Consider the following 13,266-nt stretch of genomic DNA (forward strand, 5'->3'; position numbering starts at 1 on the left):
CCCCAGGGAACATTTCGCTCGACTGGGCATACCCCTTCGTTCCCGTTACCGCCGTAAGCACTCCATCCAGCAACCCTTCAATTGATACCGCGTTTTACCTCACCCACGCTCCAGGGTGAAGCAACGACCTTTGAACGGATCATCTCAATCAACTGCCGCAACCCTGGCTGTGATTGCCGACGGCTGGGGTAGTACATGCACAATGGCGCGCCAATGCTGGCCCAGTCAGGCAGCACCTCCACCAGGCGACCGTCTGCCAGCTCCGACAGCACGCGGTTCTCAAGGCAATAGGCGATGCCCACGCCTTGCAGCGCCGCGTCGACGATCGTCTGGGTGTCGGCCGCGCTGAAGTGGCCGGGCACATCGAGGCGCTGTTGGCGGGCACCATTGCCCAGTTCCCACTTGTAGGTGGTCTTGTCGCCCAGGTACATGCGTACGCAGGAATGGCCGAGCAAGTCCTTGGGCACGGCTGGTGTTCCGGCTGCCGCGAGGTAGGCCGGGGAGGCGACCATGATCCAGCGCAGCTCGCCGGTCAGCGGCACGGCCACCATGTCCTGAGGCACCGTGGCGCCATAGCGGATACCCGCGTCGTAGCCTTCGGCGACGATGTCGAGCATGCGGTCTTCGATCATCACGTCCAGGCGCAGTTGCGGGTAGGTGCGGGTGAACTCGCCCAGCACCGGGGAGATCAGCAATACGGCGGCATCCCGGGGTACATTCAGGCGCAGCCGGCCAATCGGCGCCTCGCGGTACAGTTCGAGGGTGTCGAGGCCGTCCTGGATCATCGCAAAGCCGGCCGTGAGCTTTTCTGCCAGTACCACGCCGGCATCGGTAGGCTCCACGGCACGGCTGGTACGGTAGAGCAGCTTGACCCCCAGGCGGGTTTCCAGATTGCGCATCGTGTGGCTCAGGGCCGAGGTGGTCACGCCCAGTTCATTAGCGGCATGCCGGAAACTGCGGCGACGGATGATTGCCATGAATACATTCAGGTCGGCCAACTCGGAGCGGTTGAACGCAGCCATATCAAGCACCTTTCAAGGGTTGGGGTTTCACGCGGCGTTGAGCCCGATTCAACCTCGGATGATCTAGAGTAATCGTTTTTTTACTGAATGTTTCTGGTGGAGGCTTTTTAATGAGTATCGAAACCATCAAGATCCCGGGGATCGACAAGCCCGTCTCGCGCATTGCCCTGGGTACCTGGTCCATGGGCGGTTCAATGTGGGGCGGTGCTGATAACGAGGTGTCGATCAAGACGATCCGTCATGCACTGGCCAGCGGCATCAACCTGATCGACAGCGCGCCGGTCTATGGCCTGGGTTTGTCCGAGGAGTTGATCGGCCGAGCGCTGCGCGGGGTGCGCCATACGGCGGTGATCGCGACCAAGGCCGGCTTGCAGTGGGACGACGGCACCACGCGGCGCAACGCTACCGCCCAGCGTATCCGCAAGGAAATCGAAGACTCGCTGGTGCGCCTCGAAACCGATTACATCGACCTCTATCAGATTCACTGGCCCGACCCGTTGGTGGCCCAGGAGGAAACCGCCGGCGAGTTGGAAAAACTGCGCCGTGAAGGCAAGGTCCTCGCCGTGGGCGTGAGCAATTATTCGCCCGCGCAAATGGATGACTTCCGTCAGTACACCCACCTGGACACCGTGCAGCCGCCCTACAACCTGTTCGAGCGGGCGATCGACAGCGATATCCTGCCGTACGCCAAGCAAAACTCCCTGGTGGTGTTGGCCTACGGCTCGCTGTGCCGAGGCCTGTTGACCGGCAGCATGCACGCTGGCACACGGTTCAACGGCGACGACGTACGCAAGCTCGACCCTAAATTCAAGGCGCCACGCTTTGAGCAATACCTGGCGGCAGTGGCGGCGCTGGCCGTGTACGCCCGTGAGTGCCACGGCAAGTCAGTATTGGCCCTGGCGTTGCGCTGGGTGCTGGACCAGGGCCCGACAATTGCGCTGTGGGGCGCCCGACGCCCGGAGCAACTCAAAGGCATCGAGGACGCATTCGGCTGGCAACTCACCGCCGATGACCTGCAACATATCGACCGTATTCTGGCCAGCACGATAAAAGACCCGGTAGGGCCGGAATTTATGGCCCCTGCCAAACGTTAACCTTTGCGACAGGGATGTCTTGCAGTTGCAAAACAACAAAAGACATTCCTTTGGCGTTGAGGTTTTTGGCATGAAGCGCGGTACCGTATTTACGATTGTCGGTGGTTTGCTGTGTGTGGCGGCGTTGGCGGGCGCCTGGAAATGGCGGGGCAACCCCGATGCGCTGTGGCAGATCGTCAGCCGCCAATGTGTGCCTGACCAGCGTCTGCATCAAAACCCCAGCCCATGCCTGCAGGTGGACCCGAACAAGGGCTTTGCGTTGCTCAAGGACCTTAACGGCCCCTATCAGGACTTGCTGATCCCTACCGATAAAGTCAGCGGCATCGAAGACATCGCGCTGACCCGGGACTTGCTGCCGCATTACTTTGCCCAGGCCTGGAAACACCATGACGTGTTGTCAACCGGCCTGCCGGCTCCGATTGCCGACCGCTTTGTGTCACTGGCGATCAACTCCCGGTTTGGCCGCTCGCAAAACCAACTGCACATCCACATCGCCTGCCTGCGCCCTGATGTTTTCAACACCCTCAACCAACGCGCCGCAACCCTCAATGAGCAATGGCAAACCCTGCCGGTAAAGCTGCTGGGGCATACCTACAGCGCCCGCACGTTGTCGGCTGCCGATTTCGACCTGCGTGACCCGCTGGCCATCTTGAACGAGTACGTGCAAGCCCAGGGCGACACCATGGCCAGCTATAGCTTGCTGCTGGCACCGGGTGCGAACGGCAACTTCGTATTGCTGACCACTCGGTTGACGCTCAAGGAGTGGAACCTGGCGTCTGCCGAAGAGCTGCAAGACCATCAGTGCGACCTGATGGGCAAACCACCACAACGACCTGTTTTAGCTGTTAACGACATCCGCTGAATTTGCCGTTGAACGAGTGTTCAGTTTCAATTATGTTGGCTGCAACCCCCCGCTTGGCAACAAGCGGGCTTGCGCTTTTTCTGATTGAACGAGAGGCACTGGCATGCGGTTTTCACCCTTTGTTGAGCGAATTGCAGGGCAGGGCGTAGCCGCCTGGGACATCCACCACGCCGCGTTCCAGGCCAGCAGCAAAGGCGAAGACATCATTATCCTGAGCGTGGGCGACCCGGATTTCGCCACGCCTTCTTTCATCACCGACGCTGCCGTAGAGGCCTTGCGCCAGGGCGACACCCACTACACCGAAATCCCCGGCCGCCCGGCGCTGCGCGATGCGATCGCCGCGCGTTACAGCAAGTCCCTGGCGCGGCCCCTGAATGCTGAAAACGTTATCACCGTGGCCGGTGCGCAAAACGCCTTGTTCGTCACCTCGCTGTGCCTGTTGCAGGCCGGTGATGAGGTGATTGTGCTCGACCCGATGTACGTCACTTACGAAGCCACACTCAAGGCCAGCGGCGCGACGCTGGTGCGCGTGCCGTGTTCCGCCGACGCGGGTTTTCGCCTTGACCCGGCGCTACTGGCCGCCGCTATCACGCCACGCACCCGGGCGATTTTCTTCTCCAACCCCAACAACCCCACCGGCGTGGTGCTCAACCCCCGGGAGCTGCAAGCAATTGCCGACCTGGCGATCGAACATGAATTGTGGGTGGTGGTGGACGAAGTCTACGAAAGCCTGGTGTTCGACGGTGAGTACCACAGCCTGGCTGCCCTACCGGGCATGGCCGAACGCTGCATTGTGATTGGCAGCCTGTCCAAATCCCACGCCATGACCGGCTGGCGTATCGGCTGGATCATCGCCGAACCGAGCATGGTGGCCCACGCCGAAACCCTGGTGTTGAGCATGCTCTACGGCTTGCCGGGCTTTGTGATGCAAGCCGCGACCGCCGCAGTATTGGCCCACGATGAAGTCACTCACGGGATGCGTGAAACCTACCGTCGTCGCCGTGACCTGGTGGTAGCCGGCCTGAGCGGTTGCCCGGGCATCCACGTACAACCCCCGCAAGCAGGCATGTTTGTGCTGGTGGACGTGCGGGACACCGGCCTCGGTTCCCTGGACTTTGCCTGGCGCTTGTTCCGCGAGGCGGGGGTTTCCGTGCTGGATGCGGCCGCCTTCGGTGAACCGGCCCAAGGCTTTGTACGGCTGTCGTTCACCCTGGGCGAAGCGCGGCTGGCCGAGGCCTGCGAGCGTATCAGCCGCTTCGTCGCCAAGCTCGCCCGTGAGCCACGAATAGAGCCTGCGGCGAAAACCATCAGCGTGTTGCCGGTAGCGGCGAAGAAAATGATCGAGGTGCTCGACCTGCATAAACGCTTCGGCAATATCGAAGTGCTGAAGGGCATCTCGCTGACCGCCCGCGAAGGCGAAGTGATCTCGCTGATCGGCGCCAGCGGCTCGGGCAAAAGCACTTTGCTGCGTTGCATCAACATGCTCGAAGTGCCGGACCAGGGCAGCATTCACGTCGACGGCGAAAGCATCAAGCTCAACTACGGCCGCCCCGGCGCACCGCTGGTGGCCGACGCCAAACAACTGGTGCGGATTCGCTCGACCCTGGGCATGGTGTTCCAGAACTTCAACCTCTGGCCCCATCGTACTGTGCTGGAGAACCTCATCGAAGCGCCGATCCAGGTGCTGCGCGAAAGCCGGGCCGAAGCCATCGAACGCGCCGAAGCCTTGCTCGACCGGGTTGGCCTGGCCGCCAAGCGCAACGAATACCCGGCGTTCCTCTCTGGCGGCCAGCAACAGCGCGTGGCCATCGCCCGCGCCCTGGCCATGCGCCCCAAAGTCATGCTGTTCGACGAACCCACCTCGGCCCTCGACCCGGAACTGGTGGGCGAAGTGCTGCGGGTGATTCGCTCGCTGGCCGAAGAAGGCCGCACCATGATCCTGGTGACCCATGAAATGGCGTTCGCCCGGGATGTGTCATCCAAAGTGGCTTTTCTGCACCAAGGCTTGATCGAGGAAACCGGCTCGCCGGACTCAGTGTTTATCGACCCACGCAGTGAACGTTGCCGGCAATTCGTCAACGCGCATCAAACTCGCTAACTCCAAAAAAAGACGGAACAAGATCATGAAATCCAAACGATTGGCAAAGTGGTTGAGCAGTGCAGTGTTGATGCTGGCGGCAGGTTCGGCGCTCGCGGCGGAAAAACCCATTGTGTTCGCGGTGGCGGCGGAACCCTACCCACCGTTCACGGTGAAGGGCGGTAACGGGGAGTGGACGGGCTTTGAAGTGGACCTGATCCATAAGCTCTGCGGCTTGATGAAGGCTGAGTGCCAAATCAAGGAAGTGGCGTGGGACGGGATTATTCCGTCTCTGTTGGCGAAGAAAATCGACGTGATCTTCTCCTCGATGTCGGTCACCGACGAGCGTGAAAAACAAATTGCCTTCAGCCGCGCCTACTACGATTCGCTGCTTGGCATCGCCGGGCCCAAGGGCACCAGCGTCGAGGTCTCGCCGGCAGGCCTGAAGGGCAAGATCATTGGCGTGCAGATCTCCACGGTCAGCGCCAACTACCTGAAGAAGTACTACGAGAACATTGCGGACCTTAAGTACTACGACACGCAAGAGTCGGCCAACGCCGACCTGATCGCCGGGCGCACCGACCTGATGATGGCCGACGGCATCGCCATCGCCATGATGGTGAAAACCCCTGAAGCCCAGGGCCTGGCCGAGATCGCCGAAGTGCCTTATGACCCGGTGATTGGCCGCGGTGTAGGCGCCGGCCTGCGCAAGGAAGACACCGAACTCAAGGCCCGGCTGGACAAGGCCATCGGCGAGTTGCTGGTAAGCAAGGACTACGCTGACCTCTCGCAGAGCGTGTTTGGTGTGTCGGTCAGCCCTTGCAAGCGCGCTGATACCCCGGCCTATGTCAGCAAAGTCTGCGACAGCCCCTACACAAACTAACCCTTTAGCGAGGGCGCTGTTGTGGTGAGGGAGCTTGCTCCCGCTGGGGTGCGAAGCGCCCCCAAAAAATGGGCCTGCTGCGCAGTCCAGCGGGAGCAAGCTCCCTCGCCACAGCAAGCTCCCTGGCCACAGTAAGCTCCCTGGCCACAGGGTCACTGCGTGTCATCGAAATAGGGAGCAGCGATGTTCGATCTACTCAGCTTCAGCGAACAAGGTTGGGGCAACGCATTGCTCAAAGGGTTATGGATGACCCTGCAGATCTCTGCCGGCTCGTTTGCAGTGGGGCTGTTGATTGGCCTGGTGGTGGCCTGCGCCAAGCTCAGTGCACCCCGGCCCATCGTTGTGCTGATGCGCGGCTACACCACGGTGTTTCGCGCAGTGCCCGAGCTGCTGTTGATTTTGCTGCTGTACTACGCAGGCTCGATGGGCCTTAACGTGCTGATGCTGTGGCTGGGGTTCGAGCAGTTCAACATCAGCGGCCCGCTGGTGGCGGTGCTGGTACTGGGGCTGGTGCAGGGCGCGTACGCCTCGGAGATTTTTCGTGCGGCAATCCTGGCGATTCCCCATGGCCAGATCGAAGCGGCGCGGGCCTTTGGCTTGAGCGGCCTTGGCCTGTTCCGCCGCGTGACTCTGCCGATCATGGCGCCGTACGCGCTGGCCGGCATGTCCAACCTGTGGATCAACCTGATCAAGGACAGCGCGTTGATCAGCGTGGTGGGCACCAACGAACTGCTGTACACCGCCAAGCAGGCGGCAGGCTCCACCCGGCATTACCTGTTGTTCTACCTCACGGCCGCCGCCTTGTATTACCTGGTGACGCTGGCTTCCAACTACCTGTCCGGGCGCCTGGAGCGACGTATTCGTCGCTGGATGCCGGTTGTCGAGTGAGCCGCACATGCCTGAGTGGATAAGTTATTACGCAGGGCTGATCGCCAAGGGTTTGCAGACGACCCTGTCACTGCTGGTGATCTCGGCGCTGTTGGGCTTTGCCCTGGCGGTGGTGGTGGCGTTGGCGCGGTTGTCCCGGCGCAAGTGGCTGGCCCGTTGTGCGCTGGCCTACACCAGCGTGCTGCGGGGCACTCCGTTGCTGATCCAGATCTACATTTTCTACTACGGCCTGGGCAGCCTGTTCGCCCAGTTCCCGATGATACGCGGGAGTTTCCTGTGGCCGTTCCTGCGGGACGGTTACTGGTACATCGTGTTCGCGCTGGTGCTGTCGGTGGGCGCGTACGTCGGTGAAGTGATTCGCGGCGGGTTACTGGCAGTGCCCAAGGGTGAAATGGAAGCCGCCTCGGCGTTTGGTATGACGCCACGCCAGGCGCTGTTGCGAGTACGCTTGCCACGCGCCATGCGCCTGTTGCTGCCGACCCTGGCGGGGGAGACGGTGATGCTGCTCAAGTCCACTGCACTGGCCTCGACCATCGCGGTGGTCGACCTGCTGGGTGCCGCCAACGTGGTGCGCGCCCAGACCTTGCAGATCTACCAGCCGCTGCTGTTGGTGGCAGGGGTTTACCTGTGCCTGACCTTTTTGATCGAAGCCATGTACGCGATTGCCGAGCGGCGCGGCACACCGTTGCGCAGGTCTGCCGGATGAAAACCGATCGCTCGTTGCAAGGGATTGCCCTGTGCTCACTGGCCTATGCGTTCCTGGCCTTGCAGGACGCCGGGATCAAATGGCTGGTGGCCGACTATTCGGTGTTCACCATCCTGTTCTGGCGCAGCCTGGTGGTGGTTGCAGCGTGCGTGATCGCCGGGCGCCTGGGCTTGCTCAAGCGTGCCTGGCACTCGGTCAGCCGCAAACTGTTGATCATCCGCGGCCTGCTCTCGCTGCTGGCCTGGCTGCTGTACTACACCGCCGCCAAGGACCTGACCCTGGCGGAAATGACCACCCTGTATTTTTCCGCGCCGATCATGGTCACGTTACTCGCAGCGCTGATCCTCAAGGAGCGCGCCAGCCGGGGCCAGTGGATTTCGCTGATCATCGGTTTTGTCGGTGTGGTGATTGCCTGTCGTCCCGGCAACCTGCTCGACCCGCTGCCGATTGGCCTGACGCTGGCGGCTGCGCTGTGCTGGGCATTTACCTATATCCAGCTGCGCCAGGTGGACGACAACACCTCGGTGCTGGAGCAGATGCTGATCACCAATGTGGTGTTTGTGGTGTGCATGGCCGTGACCCTGCCCTGGACTCACACACCGTCACCCACACCCGCATGGCTGGGCATGCTTGGCGCCGGGCTGGTGGGCGGGATTGGCCAGTTCCTGCTGTTTGCGAGTTTTCGCCGGGCCACGGCCACGCTGTTGGCGCCGTTTGAATACAGCGGGTTGATCTGGGCATTCCTGCTGTCGAGCCTGGTGTGGGGCACGGTGATGGATGTGTCGCTGATCTTCGGCGCGGTGCTGATCGCCATCAGCGGCACCCTGGCCATGTTCAGCGCCCGGCACCACGTGTCACAGGACGTGGTCGGCGCCGAATGCTCCGTGACGCAGCCCTTGTATCCAGCAGCGGCAGATGTGCAGCCCGTTGGCGGGGCTGAACGTGCCGGGGTTGAGGCACCACTCGAGCCAGAGTCCGTCGAGCATCGCCGATAAGCCGATGGCGGCCAGGCGTGTGTCGTGGATCACAAAGCCTTCGCTCTCGGCCAGGTCGTCGAGCAGTTGGCGGATCAGTTCGAGGTAGGCGCAGTAGCTTTTTTCATGGGAGTCACTCACGTGTTGGGAGTGGCGGATCAGGCTCCAGAACACCACCCATACACCCAGCAATTTTGGGTCCATGACCCGCGAGGAAAACGAGCCGGCGAGGAATGCATCCAGCCGCGCCGCCGGGCCCTGGGCCTGGTCGACTTCCTGCCAGAGGGCAGTGGTCAGCTCGCTGGCGAGCTTGTGATAGGTCTCGGCAATCAGTGCATCGATGCTGCCGAAATGGTGATTGAGCAACCCCACCGAAACCCCGGCTTCAGCGGCGATGCGCCGCACGGAAATGCCGGCATGCCCGTCCCGGGCGAGGCTGGTCAGAGTGGCGGCGATCAACAGGTCGCGACGGTCTTCGGCCACAGGCACACCCTACATGGTTGAACGGGTGTTCAATATATACCTACAGATCCAACAAGAGGAGGGCAGCGGCATGGCAACAGACCTTTCGTGGCAAGTCCCCGGTGATTCCGGGAACACCCTGCACATTGGCGCCTGGCGCTTTGAGGGCAACGGCAGTGGCCCGCGGGTGCACCTGCAGGCCGGCGTGCATGCCGACGAAATCGCCGGGATGTTGGTGTTGCACCAATTGCTGCCACGCTTGCAGGCGTGCCAGGACCAGGGGCGGCTCAAGGGCACCGTGACGGTGGTGCCTCAGGCCAATCCGTTTGGCATTGGCCAGTTTCGCCAAGGGCGGTTGCTGGGGCGATTTCACGAGGCCACCGGGCAGAACTTCAACCGCGCGTTTGATCATTCATTGGCCATGGAGCGCCCGGCCAGCAACCTGGCGCAATGGCAAAAAAGCCTGGTGCAACTGGCGGCGGATGCCGAGTTGGTGCTGGACCTGCACACCGATGACGAAGCGCTGCCATATCTGTATATCCACCGCAGCTTTTGGCCAGCGGGCCAGGTGTTGGCGGCGGCGTTGCAGCTGGAGGTGGTGATTGTCTGGGACGAGGGCGGCGATGGGTCGTTTGAAGAGACCATCATTGAGCATGGCAAGCCGCGGTTGGCGGCGACCATAGAACTGCGTGGGCAGGCGGATGTGAGTGATGCCCTGGCCGGGCAGGATGGTGATGGAATCTGGGCCTGGCTCTGTGCAAGCGGGGTGATTGATGAACCGCCGGTGATTGCTGACTGGCACGGGCAGGTAGTGGATATGGGTTGCATGGAAACCATTCTGGCGCCATGTGCCGGCGTGTTGGTGTTTGAGAAAAGCCTGGGTGAGCATGTTGAAGAGGGCGAGCGGTTTGCGCGGATTATCCGGCGGCCCGGGGAGCCGAATTCCGAGGTGATGCTGCATGCAGCGCAAGCCGGGCGCATGGTGACGGGGCATCGAGAACGGCTGGTGTCCCAGGGCGCGGTGGTGGCCAAATTCACCGGCTCCCGGTTATCCGACAGCTACAGCGGTGGGGTGTTGGATCCCTAGAGGGGGGACGCATATCCAGCATTTGCGCGATTTTTGATATGGGGTACGCCCTAACATCTGTAGGAGCTGGCTTGCCGGCGATGGCCTCACCTCGATGTATCTGAAAAACCGAGTTGCCTGCATCGCCGGCAAGCCAGCTCCTACAGTGGGCTTTCAGGCCGGCGTGCCTGAACGCCGGGTCAGTGGGGCTGCGGCCTGACCAGGCTGCATTTATCCAGCAACAGGCGCTCCAGTTCCCTCATCGGCAACGGCCGGCTGAACAGATACCCCTGGATTTGATCACAGCCGGCTTCGCGCAGAAACTCCAGCTGTGCCTGGGTTTCCACGCCTTCGGCCACTACCCGCAGTTTCAGGCTGTGGGCCAGTTCGATGATGGTACGGGTGATCGCCGCGTCCTGCGGGTTGCTGGTGACTTCGCGGATAAACGCGATATCGATTTTCAGCGTATCAATCGGGAACCGTCGCAGGTAAGCCAGGCTTGAATAGCCGGTGCCGAAATCGTCGATGGAGATCTTCACGCCCATCGCCCGCAAGCGTTGCAGGCTGGCGATGGTGTGCTGGGTATTCTCCATCAGCGAGCCTTCGGTCAATTCAACCTCCAGCCAATGCGGCTCCACCCCAGCCCTTGCAAGGGAGTCCGCGATGTCGGCAATCAAGTCGCCCTCGATCAATTGATGCCCCGACACGTTCACCGATACCTCGACCGCACCTACCGCTGTGGATTGCCAGGCAGCGATCTGGCGGCACACCTGGTCGATCACCCAGCGCCCGAGCGTCACGATCAAGCCCTGGCTTTCCAGGATCGGGATAAAGACCGCCGGCGACACCGCGCCATAGCCCGGCCGGTCCCAGCGCAGCAGCGCTTCAAGCGCGCAGACTTGACCACCGGCCAGCTCGACCTTGGGTTGGTAATGCAGCACGAACTCTTCGCGCTCGACCGCCAGGCGCAGGGCTTTTTCCAGGTCCAGACGGGCCAGGTCATGGACGTTCAGGCGGGAGCTTTCTTGATGCTGGTTTTGCAGTTGCTGCTCCAGCATCAGGCTGTGGTTTTTCAGCTGGTCGCTGTGGGCCTTGAGCCGCAGCAGGTTGCGCACCCGCAACCACAACTCGACCCGTTCCACCGGTTTACTGATGAACTCCTCGGCACCGGTCTCCAGGCCGCTGACCCGCGCACTGGATTCACTCAGGGCCGAGAGCATGATGATCGGGATGTTGGCCGTGGCCGTATTGCCCTTGAGCTGGTTCGCCACTTCATAACCGTCCATGCCCGGCATCATGATGTCCAGCAGGATCAAGTCCGGCGGTTGTTGCGCCACCAGCCGCAAGGCTTCTTCGCCACTGGCGGCGGTCACCGTCTGGTAGCCCTCGTGGCGCAACAGGGTTTCCAGCAGCTTGCGCACCTGGATTTCATCATCAACGATCAACAGCGTTGCGGGTTGGCTGGCCATGGAGAGGACTCAAGTCGGAGGAGTAATGTTCTTTTGCAGCAGCGTGTCGATCACCTGGTACAGCTCCTTGTAGCGCAGCGGCTTGATGATGTAGGCATCGCAGCCGGCGCGCAGGGTTTTATCACGGTCTTCCTTCATGGCCATGGCCGTCAGGGCGATGACCGGGATGTGCGACGTATGAGAGTCCTGCTTGAGCAATGACGTGGCCGCCAGGCCGTCCATGCCGGGTAGCTGGATGTCCATCAGGATCAATGCCGGCTGTTTTTCCCGGGCCAGGGTCAGCCCGGTCTCGGCGTCGGCGGCCCACAGCACGCTGTGGCCGGCGTTCACCAACAGCAGGCGGGCCAGGCGCATATTGGCCTCGTTGTCTTCCACGATCAGGATTTCGGCCATGGTGCCTCCGTTTTTGCTGCGCGATGCAGCGGCAGCCACACCACAAACCGCGCCCCTGCACCTTCGCGGCTGGCCACGGCGACACTGCCGCCATGCAAGTCGGTCAGTTGCTTGACCATCGCCAGGCCCAGGCCGGTGCCTTCGAATTTGCGCGCCAGGCTGCTGTCGATCTGGCTGAAGGCCTTGAACAGCTTGCTCATGTCATCGCGGGCGATACCGATGCCGGTGTCGCTGACGCTCAACTCCAAAAACTGCTGATGCTCGCTGGGTTGCAGGACAAACCCGTGAGTGGGCCAGTCGCCGGGGATCTGCCCCACCTGTGCGCGACTGACCTCGCGTACCGACAGCGTCACCGACCCGCCGTGCTCGCTGAATTTAACCGCATTGGCCAGCAGGTTGTAGATGATTTGCTTGGTCTTGCGCAGGTCCAGTTCCAGCGTGCCGAAGTCGTCCAGGCTTTCGAGCTTCAGCTGGATGCGTTGCAGGGCGGCCTTTTCCCGCACGATCAGCAAACTGTTGGCCAACAACCCGGCCAACTCCACCGCTTCCAGCTCCAGGTCCATCATCCCGGCCTCGACTTTGGACAGGTCGAGGATGTCGTTGATCAGCGACAACAGGTGCTGGCCGCTGGTAAAGATGTCGCCGATGTATTCGCGCTGGATGTCGCTCATGTCGCCCACCAGGCCGTCCTTGAGCGCCTCGGAAAAACCGATTACCGCGTTCAACGGTGTGCGTAGTTCATGGGACATGGTGGCGAGAAATTCGGACTTCATGTGGCTGGCGTGTTCCAGCTCCAGGTTCTTTTCTTCCAGGGCGCGCTCAAAGCCTTTGCGTTGCGCCTCTTCCTGCTTGCGCGCCGTGTTGTCAGTACCGATCAGCAGGTAGCCGATGATCGCGTCGTTGCGGTTGCGCAGCGCGGTGACCGAGACCATCGCCGAGAGGCGGCTGTTGTCCTTGCGGATATAGGTCAGCTCGTAGATGTCCTCGATACCGCGGGAGGCCTTGAACACCAGCGCCTCAAACCCGGGGGTAATCGGCGTGTCCAGCTCCAGGCTCAAGGCGGCGGCGCGGGTGATCAGCTCGGCGGGGTCGGAAATGTCGGCCGGCGTGACGCGGTTTAACACATCGGCGGCGGCATACCCGAGCATGCGTTCGGCACCGACGTTGAAGATTTGGATCACGCCTTTTTCATCAGTCGCGATGCTGGAGAAGTAGGCACTGTTGAAGATCGCGTCCTGCAGGGCGCCGGTCTTGAGCAAGGTTTTCTGGCGTTTGAATTCGACGATTTTCTCGGCCCGGGATTGCGGCTCGACAGGGTTGTCGACTGAAGAATTATCCATCGTGAAGGTGTTCCGTGAACTTCAGGCCCG

Annotated in this window: 12 protein-coding genes and 1 pseudogene; 8 read left to right on the forward strand and 5 right to left on the reverse strand. The window is 61.6% G+C overall.

Features of this window, described 5'->3' with window-relative positions; genetic code table 11:
* Positions 1 to 77: 77 nt before the first annotated feature.
* Positions 78 to 1,022: a LysR family transcriptional regulator gene (locus tag RGV33_RS15895; protein WP_322145094.1), complete on the reverse strand. Its 945-nt coding sequence runs from the start codon at positions 1,020 to 1,022 to the stop codon at positions 78 to 80.
* Between the two features lie 110 nt (positions 1,023 to 1,132).
* On the opposite strand from RGV33_RS15895, the gene RGV33_RS15900 reads away from it, so the two are divergent.
* The 7 genes from RGV33_RS15900 (at position 1,133) to RGV33_RS15930 (ending at position 8,527) form a co-directional block, all read left to right on the forward strand.
* Positions 1,133 to 2,116, forward strand: a complete 984-nt coding sequence (locus tag RGV33_RS15900) for an aldo/keto reductase (RefSeq protein WP_322145095.1) — start codon at positions 1,133 to 1,135, stop codon at positions 2,114 to 2,116.
* Positions 2,117 to 2,186: 70 nt separating this feature from the next.
* Entirely contained in the window at positions 2,187 to 2,978 is a 792-nt protein-coding gene (locus RGV33_RS15905; RefSeq protein ID WP_322145096.1) for a CDP-diacylglycerol diphosphatase, read from the forward strand.
* 103 nt (positions 2,979 to 3,081) lie between these two features.
* Entirely contained in the window at positions 3,082 to 5,076 is a 1,995-nt protein-coding gene (locus RGV33_RS15910) for an aminotransferase class I/II-fold pyridoxal phosphate-dependent enzyme (RefSeq protein WP_322145097.1), read from the forward strand.
* 25 nt (positions 5,077 to 5,101) lie between these two features.
* On the forward strand, positions 5,102 to 5,938 hold the full coding sequence (locus RGV33_RS15915) for a transporter substrate-binding domain-containing protein (protein ID WP_322145098.1): 837 nt from the start codon (positions 5,102 to 5,104) through the stop codon (positions 5,936 to 5,938).
* Between the two features lie 183 nt (positions 5,939 to 6,121).
* Entirely contained in the window at positions 6,122 to 6,826 is a 705-nt protein-coding gene (locus tag RGV33_RS15920) for an ABC transporter permease subunit (protein WP_322145099.1), read from the forward strand.
* A gap of 7 nt (positions 6,827 to 6,833) precedes the next feature.
* Complete coding sequence (locus RGV33_RS15925) at positions 6,834 to 7,532, forward strand: ABC transporter permease subunit (RefSeq protein WP_322145100.1); 699 nt, start codon at positions 6,834 to 6,836, stop codon at positions 7,530 to 7,532.
* Positions 7,529 to 8,527: a DMT family transporter gene (locus RGV33_RS15930; protein WP_322145101.1), complete on the forward strand. Its 999-nt coding sequence runs from the start codon at positions 7,529 to 7,531 to the stop codon at positions 8,525 to 8,527. The genes RGV33_RS15925 and RGV33_RS15930 overlap by 4 nt, the downstream gene beginning before the upstream one ends.
* Here the strand turns inward: RGV33_RS15930 and RGV33_RS15935 are convergent.
* Positions 8,483 to 8,995 (reverse strand): annotated as a pseudogene (locus RGV33_RS15935) (TetR family transcriptional regulator C-terminal domain-containing protein); the annotation flags it as partial. The gene RGV33_RS15930 and the pseudogene RGV33_RS15935 overlap by 45 nt on opposite strands.
* 64 nt (positions 8,996 to 9,059) lie before the next feature.
* Here RGV33_RS15935 and RGV33_RS15940 point away from each other — a divergent pair.
* Positions 9,060 to 10,055 (forward strand): succinylglutamate desuccinylase/aspartoacylase domain-containing protein, encoded by a 996-nt coding sequence (locus RGV33_RS15940; protein ID WP_322145102.1) that lies wholly within the window; start codon positions 9,060 to 9,062, stop codon positions 10,053 to 10,055.
* A gap of 179 nt (positions 10,056 to 10,234) precedes the next feature.
* Here RGV33_RS15940 and RGV33_RS15945 read toward each other — a convergent pair whose 3' ends face one another.
* From RGV33_RS15945 to RGV33_RS15955, 3 genes are read right to left on the reverse strand one after another with little or no spacing between them, the layout of a single operon-like run.
* Complete coding sequence (locus tag RGV33_RS15945; protein ID WP_322145103.1) at positions 10,235 to 11,503, reverse strand: EAL domain-containing response regulator; 1,269 nt, start codon at positions 11,501 to 11,503, stop codon at positions 10,235 to 10,237.
* 9 nt (positions 11,504 to 11,512) lie between these two features.
* Positions 11,513 to 11,896 carry a response regulator gene (locus RGV33_RS15950; RefSeq protein WP_322145104.1) on the reverse strand — a complete coding sequence of 128 codons (384 nt, stop codon included), beginning with the start codon at positions 11,894 to 11,896 and terminating at the stop codon, positions 11,513 to 11,515.
* On the reverse strand, positions 11,881 to 13,236 hold the full coding sequence (locus RGV33_RS15955) for a PAS domain-containing sensor histidine kinase (RefSeq protein WP_322145105.1): 1,356 nt from the start codon (positions 13,234 to 13,236) through the stop codon (positions 11,881 to 11,883). Before RGV33_RS15955 ends, RGV33_RS15950 begins: the two co-directional genes overlap by 16 nt.
* Positions 13,237 to 13,266 lie beyond the last annotated feature (30 nt).

Source organism: Pseudomonas sp. Bout1, from assembly GCF_034314165.1.
Taxonomy (GTDB): Bacteria; Pseudomonadota; Gammaproteobacteria; order Pseudomonadales; family Pseudomonadaceae; genus Aquipseudomonas.

Coding starts and splice junctions, on each gene's coding strand:
- RGV33_RS15895 (WP_322145094.1), bottom strand. CDS start 1,022: ATGGCTGCGTTCAACCGCTCCGAGTTGGCCGACCTGAATGTATTCATG.
- RGV33_RS15900 (WP_322145095.1), top strand. CDS start 1,133: ATGAGTATCGAAACCATCAAGATCCCGGGGATCGACAAGCCCGTCTCG.
- RGV33_RS15905 (WP_322145096.1), top strand. CDS start 2,187: ATGAAGCGCGGTACCGTATTTACGATTGTCGGTGGTTTGCTGTGTGTG.
- RGV33_RS15910 (WP_322145097.1), top strand. CDS start 3,082: ATGCGGTTTTCACCCTTTGTTGAGCGAATTGCAGGGCAGGGCGTAGCC.
- RGV33_RS15915 (WP_322145098.1), top strand. CDS start 5,102: ATGAAATCCAAACGATTGGCAAAGTGGTTGAGCAGTGCAGTGTTGATG.
- RGV33_RS15920 (WP_322145099.1), top strand. CDS start 6,122: ATGTTCGATCTACTCAGCTTCAGCGAACAAGGTTGGGGCAACGCATTG.
- RGV33_RS15925 (WP_322145100.1), top strand. CDS start 6,834: ATGCCTGAGTGGATAAGTTATTACGCAGGGCTGATCGCCAAGGGTTTG.
- RGV33_RS15930 (WP_322145101.1), top strand. CDS start 7,529: ATGAAAACCGATCGCTCGTTGCAAGGGATTGCCCTGTGCTCACTGGCC.
- RGV33_RS15940 (WP_322145102.1), top strand. CDS start 9,060: ATGGCAACAGACCTTTCGTGGCAAGTCCCCGGTGATTCCGGGAACACC.
- RGV33_RS15945 (WP_322145103.1), bottom strand. CDS start 11,503: ATGGCCAGCCAACCCGCAACGCTGTTGATCGTTGATGATGAAATCCAG.
- RGV33_RS15950 (WP_322145104.1), bottom strand. CDS start 11,896: ATGGCCGAAATCCTGATCGTGGAAGACAACGAGGCCAATATGCGCCTG.
- RGV33_RS15955 (WP_322145105.1), bottom strand. CDS start 13,236: ATGGATAATTCTTCAGTCGACAACCCTGTCGAGCCGCAATCCCGGGCC.